The sequence below is a fragment of the Stenotrophomonas sp. YJH_SMC_122 genome, assembly GCF_059369535.1.
In genome coordinates this window covers 243,145-264,975 of sequence record NZ_JCAFST010000003.1, presented here as the reverse complement: position 1 = coordinate 264,975, position 21,831 = coordinate 243,145, and the positions used below count along the sequence as shown (strand labels likewise).

The following is a 21,831-nucleotide window of genomic DNA, read 5'->3' as shown; positions in this document are numbered from 1 at the left end:
CGCCCCCGTTTACGCGCGATGTGAGCCGATGACCGCCAACCCCGATTCCCTGATCCGTTTCCTGCTCCCCGACGCCGGCGTGCGTGGCGTGCACGTGCACCTGCAGGCCACCTGGCAGGAAATCCTGTCCCATGCCGCCTACCCGGACGCCGCTGCCGAACTGCTTGGCGAGGCCTGCGTCGCCTCGGCGCTGTTCACCGGCCACACCAAGATCGACGGGCGCCTGTCGGTGCAGCTGCGCAGCAGCACCGCGCTGCGCACCCTGTTCGCCGAATGCACCGCCGCCGGCACCCTGCGCGGTATCGCCCAGCTCAGCGAGGGTGGCGACGCACCGCGTGACCTGTCCCGCCTCGGTGATGACGCAATCCTCGCCATCACCATCGAGAACCCCGGCCTGGACCCGCGCGAGCCGCAGCGCTACCAGAGCCTGGTCGCACTGACTGCGCCGGAACTGGACGAGGCCTTCGAGGACTATTTCCGCCAGTCGGAGCAGCTGCCGACCCGCCTGCTGCTGGCGGCCGACCGCAACGGTGCCGCCGGCCTGCTGCTGCAGAAGCTGCCGGGCGACGAAGGCGACGAGGATGGCTGGGCCCGCGCCAGCGCCCTGTTCGAAACCCTGGGCAAGGCCGAACTGCTGGCGACCCCGGCCGAGCAGCTGCTGCACCGCCTGTTCCACGAGGAGCGGCCGGAACTGCTGGGCGACAAGCCGCTGTCCTTCGCCTGCTCCTGCTCGCGCGAGCGGGTGGCCGGCATGCTGCAGTCATTGGGCGAGGGCGAAGCCCGCGCGGCCGCCGAGGCCACTGGCGCCGTCGAGGTGCGTTGCGAATTCTGCGGGCGTGAGTATCACTTTCCATTGACGGAGTTCGGCATACTGTTCCACGGCGCCCAGGGGGCTGTAGCGGCGCCTGAACGACTTCAGTAAACGGCAGTCTTGTACCTGGGGAGGATCAAGGCTTGTTAAGAATTCATAAACACCCTAGGATCGAGTTCCCGTCCCCGCGGGAACTTCCGTTGTCCGTCCCTGTCTGAACTGGTCCGATGCGTACCTTCCTGCGTCTACCGCTGGCCCTGCTGATCGCCCTTGGCGCGATCACGGGCGTGCATGCGCAGAGCAAGGACACCCGCACCGTGCTGCCGGTATGGAACAAGGGCAGCGGCAAGGTCGAGGCGCTGCTGTACCTGGAGCCGACCGGCGAACAGGCAGCCGGCGCCCGCTGGCATTTCGGCCGCAATTCGCTGGACGCGGCCTTTGGCCTGTCCTCCGGCGATTCGCTGGGCCTGCTCTGCAACAGCAGCAGCGGTACCAGCATCAGTGGCCTGGCCAGCCATTGCATGCTGGCCAGCCTGGGCGACGAGGATGATCTGAACAGCCGTCGTTTCAGTGGTACCGCCGCGTTGAACCGGGGCAACAGCCGCCTGGGCATCACCGCCGGCACCGGCCGTGAAACCCTGCCCGCCTGGTTGTCGGGACCGAACAAGACGCCCTCGCTGCGCGCCGAGCAGAACGATCTGACTGTGTTCGCGCAGAAGAACATCGGTCGCGAAGGCTTCGTCTCCATTGCCGGCACCTACGCCAAGGCACGCCTGGTACCGCTGGCCGACGCTTCGCCGGCCATCGTCGATCGCTGGGACAGCAAGAGCCTGAGCATCGGTGCCGGTTACGGCAACTTCACCGGCAGCATCATCGGCCGCGTGGTCGACGTGCCGGGCAAGCCCGGCAAGTGGGAAGGCCTGGGCATCGGCCTGACCTGGCGCACCCCGTGGTCCGGCCAGCTGACCGTCGGCGCCGAGAACGTGATCAGCCGCGGCAAGAATCCATTCTCCCCGCGCAACGAAAGCAACGACGACGGCACCGTGCCGTACGTGCGTTACGAACAGGATCTTTGATCCCCCTATCAGGTTCAGCAACGCTATTTCCGAAGGCGCCGAAAGGCGCCTTTTTGCATGTGCGTGCCTGCCTCGCACTCGCATGATCGGTATCGATCGCAGAGCGCATCGACATATTGGGATACATATCAGTCGAAACTTTTTTCATCATTCTGCGTTAACAAACGAGGCAGACCGGCATAGCCCTACCAGCAACCCGTTGATTGGACTGGAAAAAGCGCTTTTTTACCAAAATCACAGGCTTCATTAACACAGCTTTAATTCTTGGCGAACGCCCGTTACTATCGGGTCAGCCTCGCGATTTGGGAGCGCTTTTTCGCTCCCCCGCCGGGCACTAACCCCAGCCAAGATTTCTTGGAGAGAGAGAGAGCCAATGAAACTCAAGTCCAGCCAGCTGCGTGACGCAGTTGTGATCGCGCTTGTCGCCGGTGCCACCACCGCGACGGCCCACGCCCAGGAAGCCACCAACCTCGACCGTATCGAGGTCACCGGTTCGCGCATCCGCCAGGTCGATACCGAGACGGCACAGCCGGTGTTGAGCCTGAGCCGCGCCACCATCGAAAAGAGCGGCTTCAAGACGGTTGCTGACGTGCTGCAGAACATTTCTGCCGCCGGCAGCCCGGCCATCAGCCGTTCCGAACCGCTGTCCTCCGGTGAAATGGTCGGCGGCTACTACATCGACCTGCGCAACCTGGGTGCACAGCGCACCCTGATCCTGGTCGACGGCAAGCGCCTCGGCGCCAGCGTCAGCGGCTATCAGGACGTGTCGCAGATCCCGTCGGCCATCGTCGAGCGCATCGACGTGCTGAAGGACGGTGCTTCCTCGGTGTACGGTTCCGATGCCATGGCCGGCGTGATCAACATCATCACCCGCAAGAACTTCGAAGGCCTGGAAGTCAACGCCTACACCGGGCAGTACAGTGAAGGCGACGGCCAGAAGCAGAGCGCCGATTTCGTTGCCGGCTTCACCGGCGATCGCGGCTCGATCACCATCGGTGCCGAGTACTCCAACGAAAAGGCGGTGTGGGCAAAGGACCGCTGGTTCTCCGAATCGTCGCGCACCAATCGCCATCCGACCGCCGGCTGGACCTCGGTCAGCCAGTGGGGCTCGGTGTTCGACCCGACCGATCCGGACGCACCGTCGCTCACCCTCAACCGCGGCGGCAATCCTTACAACGCGGCGGACTTCCACGAAACCGACCTGACCCCGATCACCGGTGACGTAAGCAACTCCAACCAGCAGATGCAGCTGCTGACCCCGACAAAGCGTCGCAGCGTATTCGCCAACCTGCAGTACGACCTTACCGACAATGTCCGTTTCAGCGGTGACCTGCTGTACACCCGCCGCGAATCGGAAGCGCAGGTGGCCGGTTACCCGCTGCAGTCCGAAGCCTACGCCAACCTCGGTTCCATCTGGTCGGCCGACAGCTACTACAACCCGTTCGGCCAGGATATGGCGTATGTCCGCCGTGGCTGGGAAGTGCCGCGCGTTTCCAACAACAAGCTGACGACGTTCCGCTTCAGCGGCGCGCTGCAGGGCTCGTTCCAGTTCAATGACAAGTACTTCGACTGGGAAGCCGGCTACCTCTACCAGAACTCCGAAAACAACCAGAGCCAGACCGGCAACTACAACGTCCTGGCTGCCAACGCCGCCACCGGGGCCTCGTTCTACAACCCGGCAACCGGCCGCGTGGAGTGCGGAACCGCAGCGGGCCTGGCTGCGGGCACCAACCCGGCCTACGGCCCCGGCGCCGGCGGCTGCATCCCGTGGAACCCGGCCATTCCGTTCGGCCGCACCGGTGATGGCGGCTTGACCGGCAATCCGGACCTGCAGCAGTTCCTGTTCCCGACGACGCACAACGTCGGCGAAACCACGATGACGTCCTACTACGCCAACATTGCGGGCAGCATCCTGACCCTGCCGGCAGGCGACCTGGGCTTCGCATTGGGTTACGAGTACCGCGAGGAGAAGGGCAACTTCAATCCGGACGCGCTGTCGCAGTCGGGTTACTCCACCGACCTGGCGGCTGGCCCGACCGGCGGCAAGTACGACGTCAATGAAGTGTACCTGGAGCTGAACGTACCGATCCTGGCCGACCTGCCCGGTGCCAAGGAACTGAGCCTGAGCGCAGCCACCCGCTTCTCCGACTTCAGCACCTTCGGCAACACGACCAACAGCAAGTTCGGCCTGAAGTGGCGCCCGATCGATCAGCTGCTGGTTCGTGCGACCTACTCCGAGGGCTTCCGCGCGCCGACCATCGCCGACCTGTACGGCGGCAGCTCGCAGTCCTTCGAGTACTTCACCGATCCGTGCGATACCTCGTTCGGTCTGGCCGCAACCGACGCCGCCACGGCCCAGCGATGCGCTGCCGCCCTGGGTGCCCTGGCCCCGAACTTCCGCCAGCTGAAGCAGGGTTACGTCCCGGCGGAAGGCCCGGATGAGCAGAGCCCGGTGCCGTTCACCTCCGGCTCCAATCCGAACCTGACTCCGGAAACGTCCAAGTCCAAGACCGTTGGCCTGGTCTGGAGCCCGACCTTCGCCCCGGGCCTGAACCTGAGCCTGGACTGGTTCAACATCAAGATCGAGAACACGATCGTTTCCGATACCCCGACGGATCAGCTGAACGACTGCTACGTTCTGGGCATTGCTGAGCGCTGCAGCACCTTCACCCGTGACGCCACGCTCGGCTACGTCAACAACCTGACCTACGGCAGCCGCAATGCCGGCTTCATCGAAACCGAAGGCTTCGACTTCGATGCAAGCTACCGCTATGCGACCGACACCTGGGGCAGCTTCAACTTCAACCTGCAGAACACCTACGTCACCAAGAACGTTCTGAAGACGGCCAATGATGACTCCCCGGTGCAGATCTACAATGGCTTCGGCAGCAACTTCCGCCTGCGTTCGAACCTGACCGTTGGCTGGGAATTCGGCGACTTCGGCATCACCTGGGGCACCCGCTACTTCTCCAGCGTGAAGGAGCGTTGCTACTACGCCACCGAGTGCTCGCTGCCTGACTACGGCTCGCCGGATCCGGCTCGCAACCAGGCGCAGAACAAGCGCGGCGCCACCACCTTCCACGACGTCCAGTTCTCCTGGAACGCGCCGTGGAATGCGACCATCGCGGTCGGTGCACGCAATGTGTTCGACCACTACGGCCCGCAGATGTACTCGGCGCCGAACTCGCAGTACTCCTACTACGGCGGCTACGACATCGGTCGCCTGATCTACATGCAGTACAAGCAGAAGTTCTGATCGGGAACCTGATCAGCGGATGCAGCAACGGCCCCGAAAGGGGCCGTTGTTCTTTGTGTGCCATTGACGGGCGCTGGCCAGCGCACAACAAAAAGGCCGCAGCATCGCTGCGGCCTTCCTTCGAGATCACTTCCGGGCGCTCATCCGTTCGGAATCAGCGTCTCGATCAGATGCTCGACGTACGCTTCGAAATCCTCGCGCGCCTGCTTGGGCTGCTGCAGCTGCAGCGACAACTGCAGGAAGCCGACATAAGCGGCGTACGCAAGGCGTGCGCGATGACGCGCGTCGGTCGAGCTGAGGCCGGCCTGGCGGAACGAGGCGACCAGGTAGTCGAGGCGACGCTGCGAGACCCGGTCGATCACCGGCCGCACCATCGGATGATCCAGTGCCTTCAGCAGCTCGCTGTAGATGATGTGCGGCTGCACTTCATGCGCCACCATCTGGAACAGCTGGCGCAGGCGCACGCGCGGGTCCGGTACGTCTTCCAGGCTGCCGAACACCTGTTCCTGTTCGAACAGTTCCCAGCGTTCCAGCGCCGCCTGCAGCAATGCATCGCGCGAAGGGAAATGCCAGTAGAAACTGCCCTTGGTAACGCCGAGCCGCCGTGCCAGCGGCTCTACCGCGACGGCGCCGACACCTTGTTCAGCAATCAGATCGAGGGCCGCCTGGGCCCAGTCTTCGGCACTCAGGCGGCTGTTGCGGCCGGCGCGCGGTTCGCCGGCGGAAGCGTCAGGTTGATTCATGGACTGATTTAACCATACGCCGGGGTTCGTTGCAGTACGCGGTTGCGGTCGAAACCGTCGCAGGCCCCTCGGAAGGGTCCCTCCACACGCATTCTGCAACGCACCATACCGTGCAGTATTGACTTCCCCTCGAAGCCCTCCATACTAGCAAGTATGGTTATGTCCCCAACTCCCGCTGCGTTCCATGACCTGCGCCTGGACGCCGCCCATGGCGCCCGCCTGGCGGCGACCGTCAGCGACCATGGCCGGCGCGGCCGGGTCCTGTTTGCCCATGGCTTCGGCCAGACCCGCCACGCCTGGAATGCCACTGCCCGCGCACTGAACGCGGCCGGCCTGCAGACGCTGGCCTACGACGCCCGCGGCCATGGCGATTCGGACTGGAATGGCGCCGACCTGCCCTATCACGGCGAACAGTTCGCCGACGACCTGATCGTGCTGGCCGGCGAACAGCCGCGCCCGCCGGTACTGGTTGCCGCTTCGATGGGTGGCCTGTTCGGCCTGCTGGCCGAGTCGCGCTGGCCGGGCCTGTTTTCGGCGATGGTACTGGTCGACATCACCCCGCGCTGGGATACCGCCGGTGTCGAGCGCATCCTCGCCTTCATGACCGCCCATCCCGACGGCTTCGCCTCGCTGCCCCAGGCCGCCGACGTGATCTCGGCGTACATGCCGCACCGTCCGCGCAAATCCGAGCAGTCGCTGCGTGCGCTGCTTCGCGAGGACGGCCACGGGCGCTGGCGCTGGCATTGGGACCCACGCCTGGTGGCCGAGCTGGCCCGCGACAGCGAGCAGCACCAGGACGCACTGGCCGAAGCCGCTCGCCAGGTGAAGTGCCCGCTGCTGCTGGTCAGCGGCGGCCGCAGCGACCTGGTCACGCCGCAGACCGTGGCCGAATTCCTGGCGCTGGCGCCGCATGCGCGCCATGTACAGCTGCCGCAAGCGACCCACATGGTCGCCGGCGATGACAACGACGCCTTTACCGCTACTGTGTTGGACTATCTGGACGTGTTGCCTGCAGCGGACGCTGCGGCTTCGTCCGCCACAAACGAGCACGTCACCGGAGCACGCTCATGAGCATCGTTCTTCCCTTCCTCGCCTTGCTGCTGGCAGGCGCCTTCGTCGCCTACCACCGCATGCGGCTGGTTACCTGGACGCTGATCAGCGTGGCCCTGCTGGCCGCCTGCTGGTTCATTCCCTACATCAACCAGACCGCCACGATCGTCGCGGCCGCCGTGTTGGCCGTCATCGCCGTGCCGCTGCTGCTGCCGTTCATCCGCAAGCCGCTGCTCACCGGCCCGATGATGAAGGTGTTCCGCAAGGTGCTGCCGCCGCTGTCGCAGACCGAGCGCATCGCGCTGGAAACCGGCTCGGTCGGTTTCGAGGGCGAGCTGTTCACCGGTGATCCGGACTGGAACATCCTGCTCAACTATCCCAAGCCGCAGCTGACCGCTGAAGAACAGGCCTTCCTCGATGGCCCGGTGGAAGAGCTGTGCACGATGGTCAACGACTGGGAAATCACCCACGTCCACGCCGACCTGCCGCCGGAGCTGTGGGCCTTCATCAAGAAGAACAAGTTCTTCGGCATGATCATCCCGAAGGAATATGGCGGCCTGGGCTTCTCCGCGCTGGCCCACCACAAGGTGATCCAGAAGCTGGCGTCGGTGTCTTCGGTGGTCAGCTCCACCGTCGGCGTGCCCAACTCGCTGGGCCCGGGTGAGCTGCTGGTGCACTACGGCACCCAGGAACAGAAGGACCAGTACCTGCCGCGCCTGGCCGATGGCCGCGAAGTGCCCTGCTTCGGCCTGACCGGTCCGTTCGCCGGCTCCGACGCCACCTCGATTCCGGACTACGGCATCGTCTGCAGGGGCGAGTGGAACGGTGAGCAGGTGCTCGGCGTCAAGCTGACCTTCGACAAGCGCTACATCACCCTGGCCCCGGTCGCTTCGCTGATCGGCCTGGCCTTCCGCATGTACGACCCGGATGGCCTGATCGGCGATACCCGCGACATCGGCATCACCCTGGGCCTGCTGCCGCGTGATACCGCCGGCGTCGAAATCGGCCGTCGCCACTTCCCGCTGAACTCGACGTTCCAGAACGGTCCGATCCGCGGCAAGGACGTGTTCATTCCGCTGACCCAGCTGATCGGTGGCGCAGCCATGGCCGGCAAGGGCTGGAACATGCTCAACGAGTGCCTGGCCGTGGGCCGCTCGATCACCCTGCCGTCCACCGCCAGCGGCGGTGCCAAGGCTGGTGCCGCCGTGACCGGCGCCTATGCGCGCATCCGCAAGCAGTTCGGCCTGTCGGTCGGCCGCTTCGAAGGCGTGGAAGAAGCGCTGGCCCGCATCGGCGGCAAGGCCTACAAGATCAGCGCGCTGTCGCAGGCTACCGCCGCGGCGGTCGATCGTGGTGACGTGCCGTCGGTGCCGTCGGCGATCGCCAAGTACCACTGCACCACCATGAGCCGTGAAGTGATCTCGGACATGATGGACGTGATCGGCGGCAAGGGCATCATCCTGGGGCCGCGCAACTTCGCCGGCCGCAGCTGGCAGGCCGCGCCGATCGCGATCACCGTGGAAGGCGCCAACATCATGACCCGCAGCCTGCTGATCTTCGGCCAGGGTGCGATCCTCTGCCACCCGTGGGTGCTGAAGGAAATGAAGGCCGCGCAGGATCCGGATACCCGTGCCGGCCTGCAGGAGTTCGACCGCAGCCTGTTCGGCCACATCCGCTTCGGCATCTCCAATGCCGTGCGTTCGTTCTGGTTCGGCCTGACCGGCGCGCGCTTCGGCGCCGCCCCGGGCGACGCCTACACCCGCCGCTACTTCCGCAAGCTGGACCGTTACTCGGCCAACCTGGCGCTGATGGCCGACATCTCGATGATGACCCTGGGCGGCAAGCTGAAGTTCAAGGAATCGCTGTCCGGTCGCCTGGGCGACGTGCTGAGCCATGTCTACATGACCAGCGCCATGCTCAAGCGCTACCACGACGAAGGTGCACCGCAGGCCGACCAGCCGCTGCTGGCCTGGGCCTTCCATGACAGCGTGCACAAGATCGAAGAGTCGCTGTCGGCCGCGCTGCGCAACTTCCCGATCCGTCCGATCGGCTGGCTGATGTGGGCGCTGATCTTCCCGCTGGGCCGTCGTGCCGAGGCTCCGGGTGATCGCCTGAGCCGCCGCGTCGCCGCCCTGCTGATGGCGCCGAACGAGGCCCGCGACCGCCTGGCCAATGGCGTGTTCCTGACCCCGTGCGAGAACAACCCGGGCGGCCGCATCAACAGCTACCTGAGCAAGGCGATCATGGCCGAGCCGGTGGAGCGCAAGTTCCTGAAGGCGCTGAAGAGCAAGGGCATCGAAGCGCTGGACTTCAAGAGCCAGCTGGACGAGGCCGTGGCCGAGGGCGTGATCACCCAGGACGAGCGCAGCCTGCTGGAAGAGCTGCGTACGCTGACCCTGGACACGATCACCGTGGACGACTTCGACACCCACGAACTGCGCGCGGCCAGCTACTACGACCGCCAGCACAAGGACCCGCATTCGCAGGCGGCCTGATCGCCCGCGACACGCGTTGCCTTCGACGGCGGGCCTCGGCCCGCCGTCGCTTTATCCGCCGACCGGAATACCCCTCATGTCCACGCCCCTGCTCTCGCTTTACCAACGCCTGCAGCGCTGGCCCGCCGGCACCTGGCTGTTCTCGCGCGCGGTGTGCTTCAAGGCCCCCTACTTCGCCAGCATTGCGCCACGCATCACCCGCCTGGAACACGGCCGCTGCGAAGGCACGCTGGCCGACCGCCGCAGGGTGCGCAACCACATCGGCACGGTGCACGCGATCGCGATGTGCAACCTGGCCGAACTGACCGCCGGGTTGATGGTCGACGCCTCGCTGCCGAAGGGCATGCGCTGGATCCCGAAGGGGATGCAGGTGCGGTACCTGGCCAAGGCGCGTGGCACGCTGCAGGCGGTGGCGTTGCCGGCACAGCCGATTGTCGTCGCGGCCGAGGGCTATGCGCTGCCGGTGACGGTCAGCGTGCGCGACCGTGCCGGCACGGAGGTGTTCAGCGCGGTGATCGACATGTGGTTGTCGCCGGCGAAGTAAGTTCCCGCGAACGGCGCAGCCCCTCGTGGGTGGACGCGGGATGCGGTTTATCGGTTGGGCCGGAGGGGTGGGGCCAGGCGGGGACGCCGCAAGTACGTCCGTGTAGCCTTAGCCGCGCCATCCATGGCACGGATACCCCGCCCGCCCCCCCCTCCGGCCTCGGACGGATCTCTGCGGCGTCCACCCACGCAAGATAAAAAGAAGAGCAGAAGCAGAAGCAAAAGCGGCCCGATGGCCGCTGTTTTCATGCGCGCAGAACCCACGAGCGCAGCAACCCGCTGTTGCCCTTGATCTTCTTTTTCTTCTCCGTGGGCTGGCCGCACACGGAACCTGTCAGGGGTGGGGCGGGTGGGCCGTGCAGGGGCGTTGGCGCCATGGATGGCGCCATCGAGCTTACAGGGACGTACTTGCAGCGTCCCCTGTACGGCCCACCCGCCCCACCCAACACATGACCTGCTCTAAACGGCCAACCCACGAGGGGCTGCGCCGTTGGCTGGAAACTACACCAGCGCGCGAAACACCAACGCCAAGATCGCCGGCACCGCCTGGATCATGAAGATGCGGCGGCTCACGCTGTACGCCCCATAGCACCCCGCCACCACCACGCAGGCCAGCGAGAACGTCACCAGCACCGGCTGCCCGATCACCAGCCCCACCACGATGCCTGCTGCCAGGAAGCCGTTGTACAAGCCCTGGTTGGCCGCCAGCACGCGCGTGGTCTCCGCCTTCTCCGGCGTGTTGCGGAAGGTCTTCAGGCCCAGCGGGCGGGTCCACAGGAACATCTCCAACACCAGGAAATAGACGTGCAGCAGGGCGACGAGCAACGTCAGGATGAGCGCGATCCAGTACATGGGCAGTTCCTTGGACAGGGATGGGGGTCGGGCCCCGGGAAATCAGCGGTCGCGCGGTAGTTTCTTTTCTTCGCGCAGTACACCGAACGCGGCTGCGGTCATGCACGCGGCCACCAGCATGCCGCCGATGAACACCACGTGCGAGCCGAACAATGACAGGCCCTTGTGCACCCAGGCAAAGCTCAGGTCCGCACCGCGGTAGACCACGGTGTCGATCGCTGCGCCGGCCTTGTAGCGCCACTGCCGGTCCACGCGCGTGTAGATGGTCTCGCGCGCCGGCTTGGCCAGTGCGAATTCGCTGGCGCGGGTCATCACCTGCACCATCGCCACCAGCAAGGGCATCGGCGAGGCCGCCAGCACCGAGAAGCCGATCAGGATCGCGAAACCGGGAATCAGCAGCGCCGGCGCGATGCCGTGGCGCGAAAGCAGCCAGCGGGTCAGGCCCAGCTGCATCAACAGCGCCAGCGCATTCACTGCCAGGTCGATGCGCGAGAAGAACGCGGTGCTGGCTGCGGGGTCGGTGAACGCCGCACGCACGATCGCAGCCTGCTGGTTGTAGAGCAGCGTCCCCACGCCCACGCCGAACACCACCATGATCGCCAGCCAGCGCAGCAGCGGCTCGCGCACGATCAGTTTCAGGCCATCCAGCACACGACCGCCCATCGGCTTTTCGCCCGATATCAACTGCTGCTCCTGCTCGCGGAGCACCGCCCAGTGCCGCAAGCGCCAGATGCAGAACAAGCAGATCGCCAGGAAACCGGCCGACACCAGCATCAGGTTGGCGATGCCCACGCGCTGCACCAGCGCACTGGTGATGATCGGACCAAGGAAGGCACCGACGGTGCCCGCCGCGCCAAGGTATCCATAGAAGGCCCGTGCCTGCACATTGGAGAACACATCGGCCATGAAGCTCCAGAACACCGCCACCGCGAACAGGTTGAAGACGGTGATCCAGAAGAAGAAGGCCATGCCGCGGCCAGGCACGCCGCTGTCGAACATCATGTAGAAGCCAAGCAGGGTCACGATGAAGAACCCATACACCGCCGGCAGGAACACCCGTCGCGGGAAGCGGCTGACCAGCCAGCCGTACACCGGCTGCAGCACCAGCATGATCACGAACACGCAGGAGAACAGGAACTGCAGGACGAAGTCCTTCAACGCGATGCCATGGCTGGCGAACCAGGTGATCAGCACGGGCGGGAACACCGTTTCCAGGTCCGCCGAGGCGGCCATGGCCTCACGCACCGGGCGCAGCACGTAGTAGCCGCTGAGCAGGCAGAAGAAGTACAGGAACGACCACCACAGCGCCGGCGACTCGCGCAGCGCCGCCGCCAGGCCCTGCAGCGGCCCCTTGCCCGATGCAGCGCTCATGCAGCGCCCCTCGCCCACAGACGGCGGTTGGACAGCAGCATGGCAGGCTCCGGGGCGGTGAAGCGCGTACGTTAGCCAATGCACTGCAACATCGCCAGCGTGACGCGCCCTCGCGCCTGCGGACGGACGCGACGACCGGCCTGGACGACACGTTCCGATACACACTTTCGGGGCGTCAAAATTCCAACTTTTTCAACAAGATGCGCATTCATCCTCGCTCTGTTTGTGCACAGGGGAAAAGCGGCGCTAGAATCGCCATCAGCAGTCGCGCACGGGTCCAACCGATGAAAAAGAACAGCCTGCGTCGTCCGATCCGTTCGGCGGCCACCGGTTTGCTGGGCATGTTGATGCCCGTTGCCTTGTCCACCACCGCGCAGACACCGCCGGCGTTGCCGCCGATGCCGACCAACATCGAATCCGCGACGGCTGCCACCGTCGCCCATACCCAGCCTGCGGCCTACCGCACCGGTCTGGTGCCGCGCGTCCAGGCGCCGGCGGCTGGCTTCAACGTCGCCAACATCGAATCGATGGCGCAGCAGCTGACCTATGGCGAGCGCGTGCCAGGCATGGCGGTGGCGATCGTGCAGGGCGGCCGCATTCTCAGCGCGCGTGGCTATGGCGTCACCGACGTCAACAACCCGCTGCCGGTCGATGCGCACACCGTGTTCCGCCTGGCCTCGCTGTCCAAGGCCTTCGCCGGCACCATGGCCGGCCTGCTGGTCAACGACGGCACGCTGCGCTGGGACAGCAAGGTCACCGACTACGTGCCGGGCTTCCGCCTCAATTCGCCCGAAGCCACCGACCGCCTGACCGTGGCCGACGTGCTCAGCCATCGCGTCGGCCTGCCGTACAACGCCTACGACCGCGACATCGAAGGCAACGCCGAGTACTACGCGCTGACCCAGAAGCTGGCCAACACCAGCCTGAAATGCCTGCCGGGCGACTGCTACGCCTACCAGAACGTGGCCTTCAGCCTGATCGGCGACGTGGTCTATGCGGCCTCGGGCAGCTTCTACGAGCAGTCGGTCGAGCGCCGCATCTTCAAGCCGCTGGGCATGAATGATGCCAGTCTCGGCCTGGCCGGCATCCAGGCCAGCTCGCGCTGGGCGCGTCCGCACGTGCGCAGCCGCAACGGCTGGGTCTCGCTGACGCCCAAGCCCACCTATTACCGCGTCGCTCCGGCGGCTGGCGTCAACGCCAGCGCCAGCGACATGGCGCAGTGGCTGCTGGCCCACACCGGCCATCGCCCCGACGTGCTGCCGGCACCGCTGCTGGCCACCCTGCATTCGAGCCTGATCAACACGCCGGGCGAGATGCGTTCAGGCTGGCGCCGTGAGCGCCTGCACTCGGCGGGCTACGCATTGGGTTGGCGTACCTTCGACTACGCCGGCCACGACGTGGTGTTCCATGCAGGTGCCGTGCAGGGCTATCGCGGCCTGGTCGCGCTGGTGCCGGAACGCGACCTCGGCATCGCCATCCTCTGGAATGGCGAAAGCGGCCTGCCCAGCGGCCTGCTGCCGACCGTGCTCGACTCCGCGCTCGGCCTGCCGGCGCAGCGCTGGCTGGACGTGGACACCGACTTCGGCAGCGACAACCTGATGGCCGAGGGGGCCAGCCCGGCGCAGCAGGACAAGCGCAAGGGCAAGGGCGCCTCGGCCAATCGTGCGGTGGCGTCGCCGCGCTGATCAGGCGGGCTCGATCGTGTGTGCGAAGGGCGGCCTGCGGGTCGCCCTTTTTGTTGGCTCGACTCTACAGATGCAAAGAGCAGTTCCGCGGCGCTAGTGCGCGAAGTAGTGCATGCCGCCATCCACCGGAATCACCGCGCCTGTGATGTAGCCGGCCAGCGGCGAGGACAGGAACGCCACCAGTGGCGCCACTTCCTCGGGTTCACCGAAGCGTCCGATCGGGATGTTGCCGGCGATGAACGCACGCCGGCTTTCCTCGGTGGGATGCAGGCGTTCCAGGATCTGCGCGCTGTTGATGCGCCCCGGTGCAATCGCATTCACCGTAATGCCCTGCCCGGCCACCTCCGACGACAGCCCCTTGCTCCACAGATGCAGCGCCGCCTTCGCCGCAGTGGCCGCGTTCACCGCACGCGGTTCCATCGAGCCGCTGAAATTGATCACCCGCCCCCATGCCTGCGCCTGCATGCCAGGCAACAGCGCCTGGGTCATCCGCCGCGCGGCGGAAAAGTTCAGGGCGATCGCTTCCTCCCAGACATCATCATCGGCGTCGACGCTGGTCGGCCGGGAGCCCCCGGCGGCGTTGACCAGGATGTCGACGCGCTGCAATGCCTCCCGGGATGCCTGCGCGATGTACCGGACGTCACCGGCCACGGTGACATCGCCGGCCACGACGACCGGTGCCGCGCCGCCTTCGGCTTCGATCCGCGCCGCCAGCGCCTGCAGGGGTGCCCGCTGCCGTGACGTGATGGCAACGCGCACGCCCTGGGCCGCCAGCTGCCTGGCGACGGCGGCACCGATGCCACTGGCCGCGCCCGTCACCAACGCGGTACGGCCAGCAAGATTCAAGTCCATGGTGTTCTCCTGTCAGCGTGGCCGGCGAATCCGGTCCGTGCACGACATGCTGTTTGATCACCCCTGATTGATAAACTCCACGCAGGTTTCAGCATTCAACACCCGGGGTGTCAGATGAACCTGCTGGAGAGCATGCAGGTCTACGTGCTGATCGTGGACAAGGGCAGCCTCAGTGCGGCAGCTGCGGCGATGGACATCTCCGCGACGATGGCCGGCAAGCATCTGCGTGCATTGGAAGCACGGCTGGGCATGCAGCTGTTGAGCCGAACCACCCGGCGCCAGCACACGACGCCGTTCGGCCAGGACTACTACACGCGCTGCCGGGAGATCCTGCGCCTGGTGGACGAAACCGATGCGCAGGCGCAGCACCAGCACCTGGCACCGGCGGGCACGCTGCGAATCAGTGCACCCGTGATCTTTGGTACGCATGCACTGGTACCGGCACTGGCCGAGTACATGGCGCGCCATCCGGATGTCCGGGTCGAAGCGACGCTGACTGATCGCGTGGTCGACCTTGCCGAAGAGGGCTTCGAGGCGGCACTGCGGATCGGCACGCTGGCCGACAGCAGCGTGCTGGTGGCGCGAGCCCTGGCCCCTTATCGCCTGATGATGTGCGCCTCGCCGGCGTATCTGGCCAGGCATGGCACGCCACGCAGCGTGCATGCACTTGCCGGCCATCAATGCCTGTCGTTCGAACCGAGTGCGCTTGCACAGTGGCTGCAGGACGACGCTGGCGAGCTCGACCACGTGCCCGACGGCCGACTGCAGATCAACAATGGCGAAGCGCTGCGTTCGGCGGCGCTGCATGGCCTGGGCATCGTCCTGCAGTCGACGCTGCTGCTGGCCGCCGATGTCGAGGCGGGGCGTCTGGTGCAGCTGCTCCCAGGGCACGGCCAGGCCGGTCGGCCGATGCACGTGGTCTATGCGCACGACCGTTACCACTCCACCCGCCTGCGCAGCTTCCTCGACTTCCTGGTGGAACGATTCCCGCCGGTAGTCACCCCACCAGGCGATCGAAGCGGCCCATAAAAAAACCCCCTCCCCGCTGGGCAGCCAGGGAAGGGGGTTTCAGGATGCGGCTATCGGGAAGTACTTAGATCAGCGGCGCCGGGGTTGCCGGCAGAGCGACCGGAGCGGCCTTCTTCTTGCGGGCGGCCGGCTTGCGCTTGGCAACCTTCTTCGCTGCCTTCTTCGGGGCAGCCTTCTTGGTGGCCTTCTTCGCGGTCTTCTTTACTGCCTTCTTGGCGGTCTTCTTGACGGCCTTCTTGGCAGTCGCCTTCTTTGCGACCTTCTTGGCCGGCTTGCGGGCCGCAGCCTTCTTGGCAGTCTTCTTGGTGGCCTTCTTGGCCGCCTTCTTCGCGGTCTTCTTGACGGCCTTCTTGGCAGTGGACTTCTTGGCGACCTTCTTCGCCGCCTTCTTCACTGCCTTCTTCGCAGTGGTCTTCTTGGCGACCTTCTTCGCAGCCTTCTTCACTGCCTTCTTGGCAGTCGCCTTCTTCGCGACCTTCTTCACTGCCTTCTTGGCAGCGGCCTTCTTCGCGACCTTCTTCACCGCTTTCTTGGCGGCGGGCTTCTTCTTCGCAGCTTTCTTGGTTGCCATGGGATGGCTCCTCGTCAGTGATAGGGAGTTGAAACGCCCAGTTGGATCAAACCCGCGGATGCTGCGTGCGGGGACCGCCGGCGCGTCAGGCGCGCCGTTACGGATGCGGCGATGCCCGCCTCGATCGGCGGAGCGGACATCGGAACGGGAGGTGCCTTGCATTTCTCCGGGGGAAGCGGGGCCGTGTCCACCGTCATCAGGGTCGCGGTGGTCTTGAAGGGGCTGCTTCGCATCGGACGATTGATTCTGCGCACTCGGTTGGGCAGGCAAGGTCTGCTGAGGCGAAACCTAATCACGGTTTTTTTTACTGTCAACAACCCCCGCGAAAAATTTTCACATCCGCGCCTTTCCGAGCGCCGTCGGCGCCACTGCTCTACGCGGCCCGCCATGGCGGTTGAAACGTCGCGCAAGCGCGCTGCATGCACCGGCATCGATGCATACGTTGAACAAAAAACACTTGAAATAAGCACTCCGCGCATATAGACGCAGACTCGCAACGGCATCGCGCGTGCGACGTCGATGGTCACCGGCAACGCCACCAACGCCAGCACAACGGCGCCGCAACAGGGGGCGAAAACTTTTCACATCCGAGTGCGTCGGCGCGGGGCTGAAACGCGGATTTGCGCAAAACTGCGCACGCCCATCGGCACCGTTCGCCTGTCGGCTGATGCCACGCCGAGGGTGCGCAGCGAACCCCGCGTCATGAGTCCGGTGCAGTCGCCAAAACAAGAACGGCCACCCGAAGGTGGCCGTTCCAGAATCCGGAAACGACGACTCAGTGGTCTTCGTTCTCCAGGGCTTCGGCGTACGCGTCCGGGTCCAGCAGCTCGTTGACCTCATCGGCGTTGGTCAGTTCGACCACGAACATCCAGCCTTCGCCGTAGGCATCTTCGTTGATGGTTTCCGGCTTGTCGGACAGGGCCGAGTTGACCTCGACGACCTTGCCGCTGATCGGGCTGTAGACGTCCGAGGCGGCCTTCACCGACTCGACGACGGCGATCTGCTCGCCGGCCTTGGCGTCGGCGCCGACTTCCGGCAGTTCGACGTAGACCAGGTCACCCAGCAGGCCCTGGGCGTGGTCGGAAATACCGACGGTGACGCGGCCATTGCCTTCGACACGGGCCCACTCATGGGACTTGAGGAACTTGAGGTCGCCGGGGATCTCGCTCATGGGACTGCTCCAGAGATATGCAGGGGGTGGAAAAAACGGGGCTAGTGTAACCAACCGGCCGCCACTGCTGTCAGTGACGACCGGCACGTAAGGATCAGGCGTCGGCCAGCACGCCGGGCTGCGCCTGGCCTTCCCGAACGAACGGGAACTTGACCACCCGCACCGGCACCTGACGGCCGCGGATGTCGACGGTGACCTCGCCGAGTTCACCGGCCGGCACGCGGGCGAAGGCGATGCCCTTGGCCAGCGTCGGCGAGAAGGTGCCGGACAGGATCTCGCCCTGGCCGCTGGCCGTGGTGACCGTCTGGCCGTGGCGCAGCACGCCCTTCTCGTCCATCACCAGGCCGATCATCTGGCGCGCGGTGCCGGCGCTCTTCTGCGCCTCCAGCACGTCGCGGCCGATGAAGTCGCGGCCTTCGTCCAGCGACACGGTCCAGGCCAGCGCCGCTTCGTACGGGCTGGTCTCTTCGTCCATGTCCTGGCCGTACAGGTTCATGCCCGCTTCCAGGCGCAGGGTGTCGCGCGCGCCAAGGCCGGCCGGCTTCACGCCCGCCGCCAGCAGGCGGTTCCAGAAGGCGACCACGGCGTCCTGCGGAAGCAGGATCTCGAAACCATCTTCACCGGTGTAGCCGGTGCGCGCGACGAACAGCTCGACGCCGTCATCGGACTGCACCTGCAGGGCGGCGAAGCGGCCCAGCTTGGTCAACGCTGCGCGGTCGGCTTCGCGGGCCAGGCCGATCACGATGTCGCGCGCCTGCGGGCCCTGCACGGCGAGGATGGCCAGGTCCGGGCGCTGCTCGACGGCGACGCCGAACGGCGCAGCCTGCTCGCGCAGCCAGGCCAGGTCCTTCTCGCGGGTAGAGGCGTTGACCACCATGCGGAAGAAGTCGTCGCCCAGGTAGTAGACGATCAGGTCGTCGATGACGCCGCCGCGCGGATTCAGCATGCACGAGTACAGTGCCTTGCCGGTCACCTTCAGCTTGTCGACCGAGTTGGCCAGCAGGCGGCGCAGGAACGGCTTGACCTGGTCACCACGCAGGTCGACCACCGTCATGTGGCTGACGTCGAACACGCCGGACTCACGGCGCACCAGATGGTGCTCGTCCAGCTGCGAGCCGTAGTGGATGGGCATGTCCCAACCCCCGAAATCGACCATCTTGGCGCCAAGGGCGCGGTGGGTATCGTTGAGCAGCGTCTTCTGGGTCATGACCGGGTCCGGCAGCAGAGGAAACAAGAAACCCCATTATCCCAGATCGGCCGCCCGCAGGCGTGCCGCAGCGCAGCGGTTCGTGGAAGCGGAAGCGCGGCCCGCCGGGCCCTTTCCTCTGCCGGCGAGGCAATGCCCGCAAAGCACCGGGGCCGCCCGCTACAGGCGCACCCGCCCACGCAGGATGTCGAGGAACATCACCCAGTCACCCATGAACGAGTACAGCGGATGGCGGAACGTCGCCGGTCTGTTCTTCTCGAAGAAAAAATGGCCGACCCAGGCGAACCCGTAGCCGCAGAACAGGGCGCCGAGCAGGAACAGCGGCTGGCCGCGCAACAAGGCAGTGGCGACCAGCAGCAGGACCCCGCAACTGCCGATGAAGTGCAGCCGCCGCGATACCGGGTGGCGGTGCTCGCTGAGATAGAACGGATAGAACTCGCGGAAGCTGGCGAAGCGGGACATGTGCGTGCTCCGGGGGCCAGGGGCGCCCCCATCATGCGCCATCGCTGACCTTGTTGCGCCGAGCCATGCCCGGCCCTACACCGAAGGCGTGCGCGGCCCGAACATGATCACCGCCATGCCGGCCAGGCACAGCGCTGCGCCCAGCAGGTCCCAGCGGCTGGGACGAATGCCTTCGACCAGCCACAGCCAGAACAGCGCGGTGCCGATGTACACGCCACCGTAGGCGGCATAGACCCGTCCGCTGGCCGTCGGGTGCAGGGTCAGCAGCCAGGCGAACAGGGCCAGACTGGCCGCCGTCGGCAGCAGCAGCCAGACGCTGCCTCCCTTGCGCAGCCACAACCATGGCAGGTAGCAGCCGACGATCTCGGCCAGCGCGGTCAGCAGGAACAGGCCGAGCGTTTTCACGCCTTCTCTGCTGCCTTGGCCTGCTGCCACAGTGCTTCCTGCGCATCCAGGTCCAATGCGGCCAACGCCTCACCCTGTGCGTCGGCCTGCGCTTCCATCGCGCGGAAGCGACGCTCGAACTTGTGGTTGGCACCGCGCAGTGCAGCGCCCAGATCGATATCGGCATGACGCGCCAGGTTCGCGCAGACGAACAGCAGGTCGCCCAGTTCTTCCTGCAGGCGCGCCTTGTTGCCCGCGACATCGCCGCGTTCGAACTCCTCGCGCAGCTCCTGCAGCTCCTCGGCTGCCTTGTCCAGCACCGGCAGCGGACCCGGCCAGTCGAAACCGACCTTGGCCGCGCGCGACTGCAGCTTCACCGCCCGCTGCCATTCCGGCAGGCCGCGCGAGATACCGGCCAGTGCGGAGGTGTCCTGCTCGCCCTTGGCGGCACGCTCGGTGCGCTTGATCGCCTCCCAGTTGCGCGTCACCCCGTCCGCATCGTCCACGCTGACATCGGCGAACACGTGCGGGTGACGGCGCTGCATCTTGTCGCTGATCGCACGGGCGACCTCGGCGAAGGCAAACGCCCCCTGCTCCTCGGCCATGCGCGCGTGGAACACCACCTGCAGCAGCAGGTCGCCAAGCTCGTCGCAGAGATCGTCCAGGTCGCCGCGGTCGATCGCATCGGCGACCTCATAGGCTTCTTCGATGGTGTAGGGGGCGATGGTCGCGAAGTTCTGCTCCAGATCCCACGGGCAGCCGCCCTGCGGGTCGCGCAGCCGCGCCATGATCGCCAGCAGGCGCTCCAGTTCGTTGCTTGCGGCGCTGCCGGTGGCGGGGGTGTCGTGCGCGCTCATGCGGCCTCCAGGATCAGTCGGACAACCAGTCGCGCCATGGCAGGCTGGTATCACCAAGGGCAATGAAATCGCCGTTCAACAGGGTCTCGCGGCGGTTGTAGCGGAACGGCTTGCCGGTCGCCGCCGACAGCACCGCGCCGCCGGCGGCATGCAGCACGCACTGGCCGGCGGCCGTATCCCATTCAGAGGTCGGGCCCAGCCGCGGATAGACATCCAGGCCGCCTTCGGCGATCCGGCAGAATTTCAGCGACGAGCCCTGCGCGATGGTCTCGATGCGGCCCATGCGCGCCAGCAGCGCCTCGGTTTCCGGCGAACGGTGCGAGCGGCTGGCGGCGACGCGCAACGGGGCGGAGGCCGGCGTGCGGGTGCGCAGCACGGTGTCATGCAGGCCCTGCCGCCGATAGGCCAGTTCGCCGCGCATGGCATGCCAGACAATGCCGGTGACCGGCGCCAGCACCACGCCGAATGCCGGCGCCCCCTGGTAGATCAAGGCGATGTTGACGCTGAATTCGCCGTTGCGCTTGACGAACTCGCGGGTACCGTCGAGCGGATCCACCAGCCAGTAAGCGCCCCAATGGCGACGCTGCTCCCAGCCCACCTGCGCCGATTCCTCGGACAGGATCGGCAGGTCCGGTGTCAGCTGCCGCAGGCCCAGCTCAATGACCTGGTTGGCCGCCAGGTCGGCCGCGGTGACCGGGCTGTTGTCGTCCTTGATCTGGACCTCGAAGCCATCGGCATACACCTGCATGATGGCTTGGCCGGCCTGCTGGGCGATGGCGATGGCGGTCTCGCGCAGGTCCGTCGTCAGCTTGATCATCGCGTTCCCTGCAGCCACTGGCGGGCAATGAACAGCGCCGCCAGCGAGCGTCCCTCGGAGAAGTCCTCGCGCAACATCAGCTGGTCCAGTTCGGCCAGCTTCCACGGCACCACTTCCAGTTCTTCCGGCTCGTCGCCGGCCAGCTTTTCCGGGTACAGGTCGCGCGCCACCACCAGCCACGACTGGTGGCTCATGTAGGTCGGGGCCAGGGTCATCGCGCGCAGCACGTCGACCCGGCGCGCACCATAACCGGCCTCTTCCTTCAGTTCGCGGTCGGCCGCCTGCTCGGGGGTCTCGCCGGCGTCGATCCTGCCCTTCACCAGCCCCAGTTCGTAACGATGCATGCCGGCGGCGTATTCACGCACCAGCAGCACGGTTTCATCGTCGAGCATCGGCACCACCACCACTGCACCGTGACCACGGCTGACCAGGCGCTCGAAACGGCGACGTTCACCGTTGGAGAATTCCAGGTCCAGATGCTGGCGCTGGAAGGGGCCGTTCTCCTCATCGGTGATCCGATGGATGATCGGCAAGCGACGGCCGGCACGGTCATCGTTCATGCGGAATCTCCGCGGCGACCGGCGGCTGCGCCGGGGCCG

The 21,831-nt window shown here is 66.0% G+C and carries 21 protein-coding genes; 9 read left to right on the top strand and 12 right to left on the bottom strand.

All coding sequences use genetic code 11. From position 1 onward, the window contains the following. Positions 1-28: 28 nt before the first annotated feature. The 3 genes from hslO to AC5P66_RS06525 all read left to right on the top strand — a co-directional run bounded on the left by hslO (position 29) and on the right by AC5P66_RS06525 (position 5,143). The gene (hslO, locus tag AC5P66_RS06535; RefSeq protein WP_099494731.1) at positions 29-922 is read left to right on the top strand and encodes an Hsp33 family molecular chaperone HslO; all 894 of its coding nucleotides are present in this window, start codon (positions 29-31) and stop codon (positions 920-922) included. A gap of 116 nt (positions 923-1,038) precedes the next feature. Continuing rightward, positions 1,039-1,887: an XOO1806 family protein gene (locus AC5P66_RS06530; protein ID WP_014648071.1), complete on the top strand. Its 849-nt coding sequence runs from the start codon at positions 1,039-1,041 to the stop codon at positions 1,885-1,887. A 373-nt stretch (positions 1,888-2,260) separates the two neighbouring features. Further along, a complete protein-coding gene (locus AC5P66_RS06525; RefSeq protein WP_049412226.1) occupies positions 2,261-5,143 on the top strand; it encodes a TonB-dependent receptor domain-containing protein in 2,883 nt (960 codons plus the stop codon). A 140-nt stretch (positions 5,144-5,283) separates the two neighbouring features. On the opposite strand, the gene AC5P66_RS06520 is transcribed toward AC5P66_RS06525, so the two are convergent. Further along, on the bottom strand, positions 5,284-5,886 hold the full coding sequence (locus AC5P66_RS06520) for a TetR/AcrR family transcriptional regulator (RefSeq protein ID WP_005418411.1): 603 nt from the start codon (positions 5,884-5,886) through the stop codon (positions 5,284-5,286). A gap of 153 nt (positions 5,887-6,039) precedes the next feature. Here AC5P66_RS06520 and AC5P66_RS06515 point away from each other — a divergent pair, with 153 nt between their 5' ends. The 3 genes from AC5P66_RS06515 (at position 6,040) to AC5P66_RS06505 (ending at position 9,975) form a co-directional block, all read left to right on the top strand. Further along, the gene (locus tag AC5P66_RS06515; protein ID WP_049412221.1) at positions 6,040-6,957 is read left to right on the top strand and encodes an alpha/beta fold hydrolase; all 918 of its coding nucleotides are present in this window, start codon (positions 6,040-6,042) and stop codon (positions 6,955-6,957) included. Then, on the top strand, positions 6,954-9,431 hold the full coding sequence (locus AC5P66_RS06510; RefSeq protein ID WP_049439014.1) for an acyl-CoA dehydrogenase: 2,478 nt from the start codon (positions 6,954-6,956) through the stop codon (positions 9,429-9,431). Before AC5P66_RS06515 ends, AC5P66_RS06510 begins: the two co-directional genes overlap by 4 nt. A 76-nt stretch (positions 9,432-9,507) precedes the next feature. Continuing rightward, entirely contained in the window at positions 9,508-9,975 is a 468-nt protein-coding gene (locus tag AC5P66_RS06505) for a hotdog fold domain-containing protein (protein ID WP_049412216.1), read from the top strand. Between the two features lie 500 nt (positions 9,976-10,475). Here AC5P66_RS06505 and AC5P66_RS06500 read toward each other — a convergent pair whose 3' ends face one another. After that, on the bottom strand, positions 10,476-10,826 hold the full coding sequence (locus tag AC5P66_RS06500) for a DUF1304 domain-containing protein (RefSeq protein ID WP_049415604.1): 351 nt from the start codon (positions 10,824-10,826) through the stop codon (positions 10,476-10,478). A gap of 42 nt (positions 10,827-10,868) precedes the next feature. Continuing rightward, positions 10,869-12,197 (bottom strand): NTP/NDP exchange transporter, encoded by a 1,329-nt coding sequence (locus tag AC5P66_RS06495; RefSeq protein ID WP_099495367.1) that lies wholly within the window; start codon positions 12,195-12,197, stop codon positions 10,869-10,871. 284 nt (positions 12,198-12,481) lie between these two features. Between AC5P66_RS06495 and AC5P66_RS06490 the strand changes: the two genes are divergently transcribed. Beyond that, complete coding sequence (locus AC5P66_RS06490) at positions 12,482-13,882, top strand: serine hydrolase domain-containing protein (protein ID WP_099495366.1); 1,401 nt, start codon at positions 12,482-12,484, stop codon at positions 13,880-13,882. 93 nt (positions 13,883-13,975) lie between these two features. On the opposite strand, the gene AC5P66_RS06485 is transcribed toward AC5P66_RS06490, so the two are convergent. Continuing rightward, a complete protein-coding gene (locus AC5P66_RS06485; protein ID WP_049415599.1) occupies positions 13,976-14,734 on the bottom strand; it encodes an SDR family NAD(P)-dependent oxidoreductase in 759 nt (252 codons plus the stop codon). A 114-nt stretch (positions 14,735-14,848) separates the two neighbouring features. Here AC5P66_RS06485 and AC5P66_RS06480 point away from each other — a divergent pair, with 114 nt between their 5' ends. Further along, on the top strand, positions 14,849-15,763 hold the full coding sequence (locus AC5P66_RS06480; protein WP_099495365.1) for a LysR family transcriptional regulator: 915 nt from the start codon (positions 14,849-14,851) through the stop codon (positions 15,761-15,763). A 64-nt stretch (positions 15,764-15,827) separates the two neighbouring features. On the opposite strand, the gene AC5P66_RS06475 is transcribed toward AC5P66_RS06480, so the two are convergent. Next, positions 15,828-16,334, bottom strand: coding sequence for a hypothetical protein (locus tag AC5P66_RS06475; protein ID WP_049415591.1), 507 nt, complete (start codon positions 16,332-16,334; stop codon positions 15,828-15,830). A 111-nt stretch (positions 16,335-16,445) separates the two neighbouring features. On the opposite strand from AC5P66_RS06475, the gene AC5P66_RS06470 reads away from it, so the two are divergent. Next, positions 16,446-16,817, top strand: coding sequence for a hypothetical protein (locus tag AC5P66_RS06470; RefSeq protein WP_134709580.1), 372 nt, complete (start codon positions 16,446-16,448; stop codon positions 16,815-16,817). 292 nt (positions 16,818-17,109) lie between these two features. On the opposite strand, the gene gcvH is transcribed toward AC5P66_RS06470, so the two are convergent. The 7 genes from gcvH to nudE form a co-directional block, all read right to left on the bottom strand. Then, positions 17,110-17,505, bottom strand: a complete 396-nt coding sequence (gene gcvH / locus AC5P66_RS06465; RefSeq protein WP_005418426.1) for a glycine cleavage system protein GcvH — start codon at positions 17,503-17,505, stop codon at positions 17,110-17,112. 94 nt (positions 17,506-17,599) lie between these two features. Continuing rightward, on the bottom strand, positions 17,600-18,712 hold the full coding sequence (gene gcvT / locus AC5P66_RS06460; RefSeq protein WP_049415587.1) for a glycine cleavage system aminomethyltransferase GcvT: 1,113 nt from the start codon (positions 18,710-18,712) through the stop codon (positions 17,600-17,602). Positions 18,713-18,871: 159 nt separating this feature from the next. Further along, entirely contained in the window at positions 18,872-19,174 is a 303-nt protein-coding gene (locus AC5P66_RS06455) for an Mpo1-like protein (RefSeq protein ID WP_049415586.1), read from the bottom strand. Between the two features lie 75 nt (positions 19,175-19,249). Then, the gene (locus tag AC5P66_RS06450) at positions 19,250-19,579 is read right to left on the bottom strand and encodes a YnfA family protein (protein WP_099495364.1); all 330 of its coding nucleotides are present in this window, start codon (positions 19,577-19,579) and stop codon (positions 19,250-19,252) included. After that, on the bottom strand, positions 19,576-20,415 hold the full coding sequence (gene mazG, locus AC5P66_RS06445; RefSeq protein WP_099495363.1) for a nucleoside triphosphate pyrophosphohydrolase: 840 nt from the start codon (positions 20,413-20,415) through the stop codon (positions 19,576-19,578). Before mazG ends, AC5P66_RS06450 begins: the two co-directional genes overlap by 4 nt. Before the next feature lie 13 nt (positions 20,416-20,428). Continuing rightward, positions 20,429-21,232, bottom strand: a complete 804-nt coding sequence (gene cysQ, locus AC5P66_RS06440) for a 3'(2'),5'-bisphosphate nucleotidase CysQ (protein ID WP_049415579.1) — start codon at positions 21,230-21,232, stop codon at positions 20,429-20,431. Next, positions 21,229-21,792: an ADP compounds hydrolase NudE gene (gene nudE / locus AC5P66_RS06435; RefSeq protein ID WP_005418435.1), complete on the bottom strand. Its 564-nt coding sequence runs from the start codon at positions 21,790-21,792 to the stop codon at positions 21,229-21,231. The genes cysQ and nudE overlap by 4 nt, the downstream gene beginning before the upstream one ends. Positions 21,793-21,831: the final 39 nt, after the last annotated feature.

Excerpts from the sequence above, each read along its gene's own strand:
- AC5P66_RS06520 (WP_005418411.1), bottom strand. The coding sequence starts at position 5,886 with ATGAATCAACCTGACGCTTCCGCCGGCGAACCGCGCGCCGGCCGCAAC.
- AC5P66_RS06485 (WP_049415599.1), bottom strand. The coding sequence starts at position 14,734 with ATGGACTTGAATCTTGCTGGCCGTACCGCGTTGGTGACGGGCGCGGCC.
- hslO (WP_099494731.1), top strand. The coding sequence starts at position 29 with ATGACCGCCAACCCCGATTCCCTGATCCGTTTCCTGCTCCCCGACGCC.
- gcvT (WP_049415587.1), bottom strand. The coding sequence starts at position 18,712 with ATGACCCAGAAGACGCTGCTCAACGATACCCACCGCGCCCTTGGCGCC.
- mazG (WP_099495363.1), bottom strand. The coding sequence starts at position 20,415 with ATGAGCGCGCACGACACCCCCGCCACCGGCAGCGCCGCAAGCAACGAA.
- AC5P66_RS06515 (WP_049412221.1), top strand. The coding sequence starts at position 6,040 with ATGGTTATGTCCCCAACTCCCGCTGCGTTCCATGACCTGCGCCTGGAC.
- AC5P66_RS06500 (WP_049415604.1), bottom strand. The coding sequence starts at position 10,826 with ATGTACTGGATCGCGCTCATCCTGACGTTGCTCGTCGCCCTGCTGCAC.
- nudE (WP_005418435.1), bottom strand. The coding sequence starts at position 21,792 with ATGAACGATGACCGTGCCGGCCGTCGCTTGCCGATCATCCATCGGATC.
- AC5P66_RS06510 (WP_049439014.1), top strand. The coding sequence starts at position 6,954 with ATGAGCATCGTTCTTCCCTTCCTCGCCTTGCTGCTGGCAGGCGCCTTC.
- AC5P66_RS06470 (WP_134709580.1), top strand. The coding sequence starts at position 16,446 with ATGCCCGCCTCGATCGGCGGAGCGGACATCGGAACGGGAGGTGCCTTG.
- AC5P66_RS06455 (WP_049415586.1), bottom strand. The coding sequence starts at position 19,174 with ATGTCCCGCTTCGCCAGCTTCCGCGAGTTCTATCCGTTCTATCTCAGC.
- AC5P66_RS06495 (WP_099495367.1), bottom strand. The coding sequence starts at position 12,197 with ATGAGCGCTGCATCGGGCAAGGGGCCGCTGCAGGGCCTGGCGGCGGCG.
- AC5P66_RS06525 (WP_049412226.1), top strand. The coding sequence starts at position 2,261 with ATGAAACTCAAGTCCAGCCAGCTGCGTGACGCAGTTGTGATCGCGCTT.
- AC5P66_RS06505 (WP_049412216.1), top strand. The coding sequence starts at position 9,508 with ATGTCCACGCCCCTGCTCTCGCTTTACCAACGCCTGCAGCGCTGGCCC.
- AC5P66_RS06475 (WP_049415591.1), bottom strand. The coding sequence starts at position 16,334 with ATGGCAACCAAGAAAGCTGCGAAGAAGAAGCCCGCCGCCAAGAAAGCG.
- gcvH (WP_005418426.1), bottom strand. The coding sequence starts at position 17,505 with ATGAGCGAGATCCCCGGCGACCTCAAGTTCCTCAAGTCCCATGAGTGG.
- cysQ (WP_049415579.1), bottom strand. The coding sequence starts at position 21,232 with ATGATCAAGCTGACGACGGACCTGCGCGAGACCGCCATCGCCATCGCC.
- AC5P66_RS06490 (WP_099495366.1), top strand. The coding sequence starts at position 12,482 with ATGAAAAAGAACAGCCTGCGTCGTCCGATCCGTTCGGCGGCCACCGGT.
- AC5P66_RS06480 (WP_099495365.1), top strand. The coding sequence starts at position 14,849 with ATGAACCTGCTGGAGAGCATGCAGGTCTACGTGCTGATCGTGGACAAG.
- AC5P66_RS06530 (WP_014648071.1), top strand. The coding sequence starts at position 1,039 with ATGCGTACCTTCCTGCGTCTACCGCTGGCCCTGCTGATCGCCCTTGGC.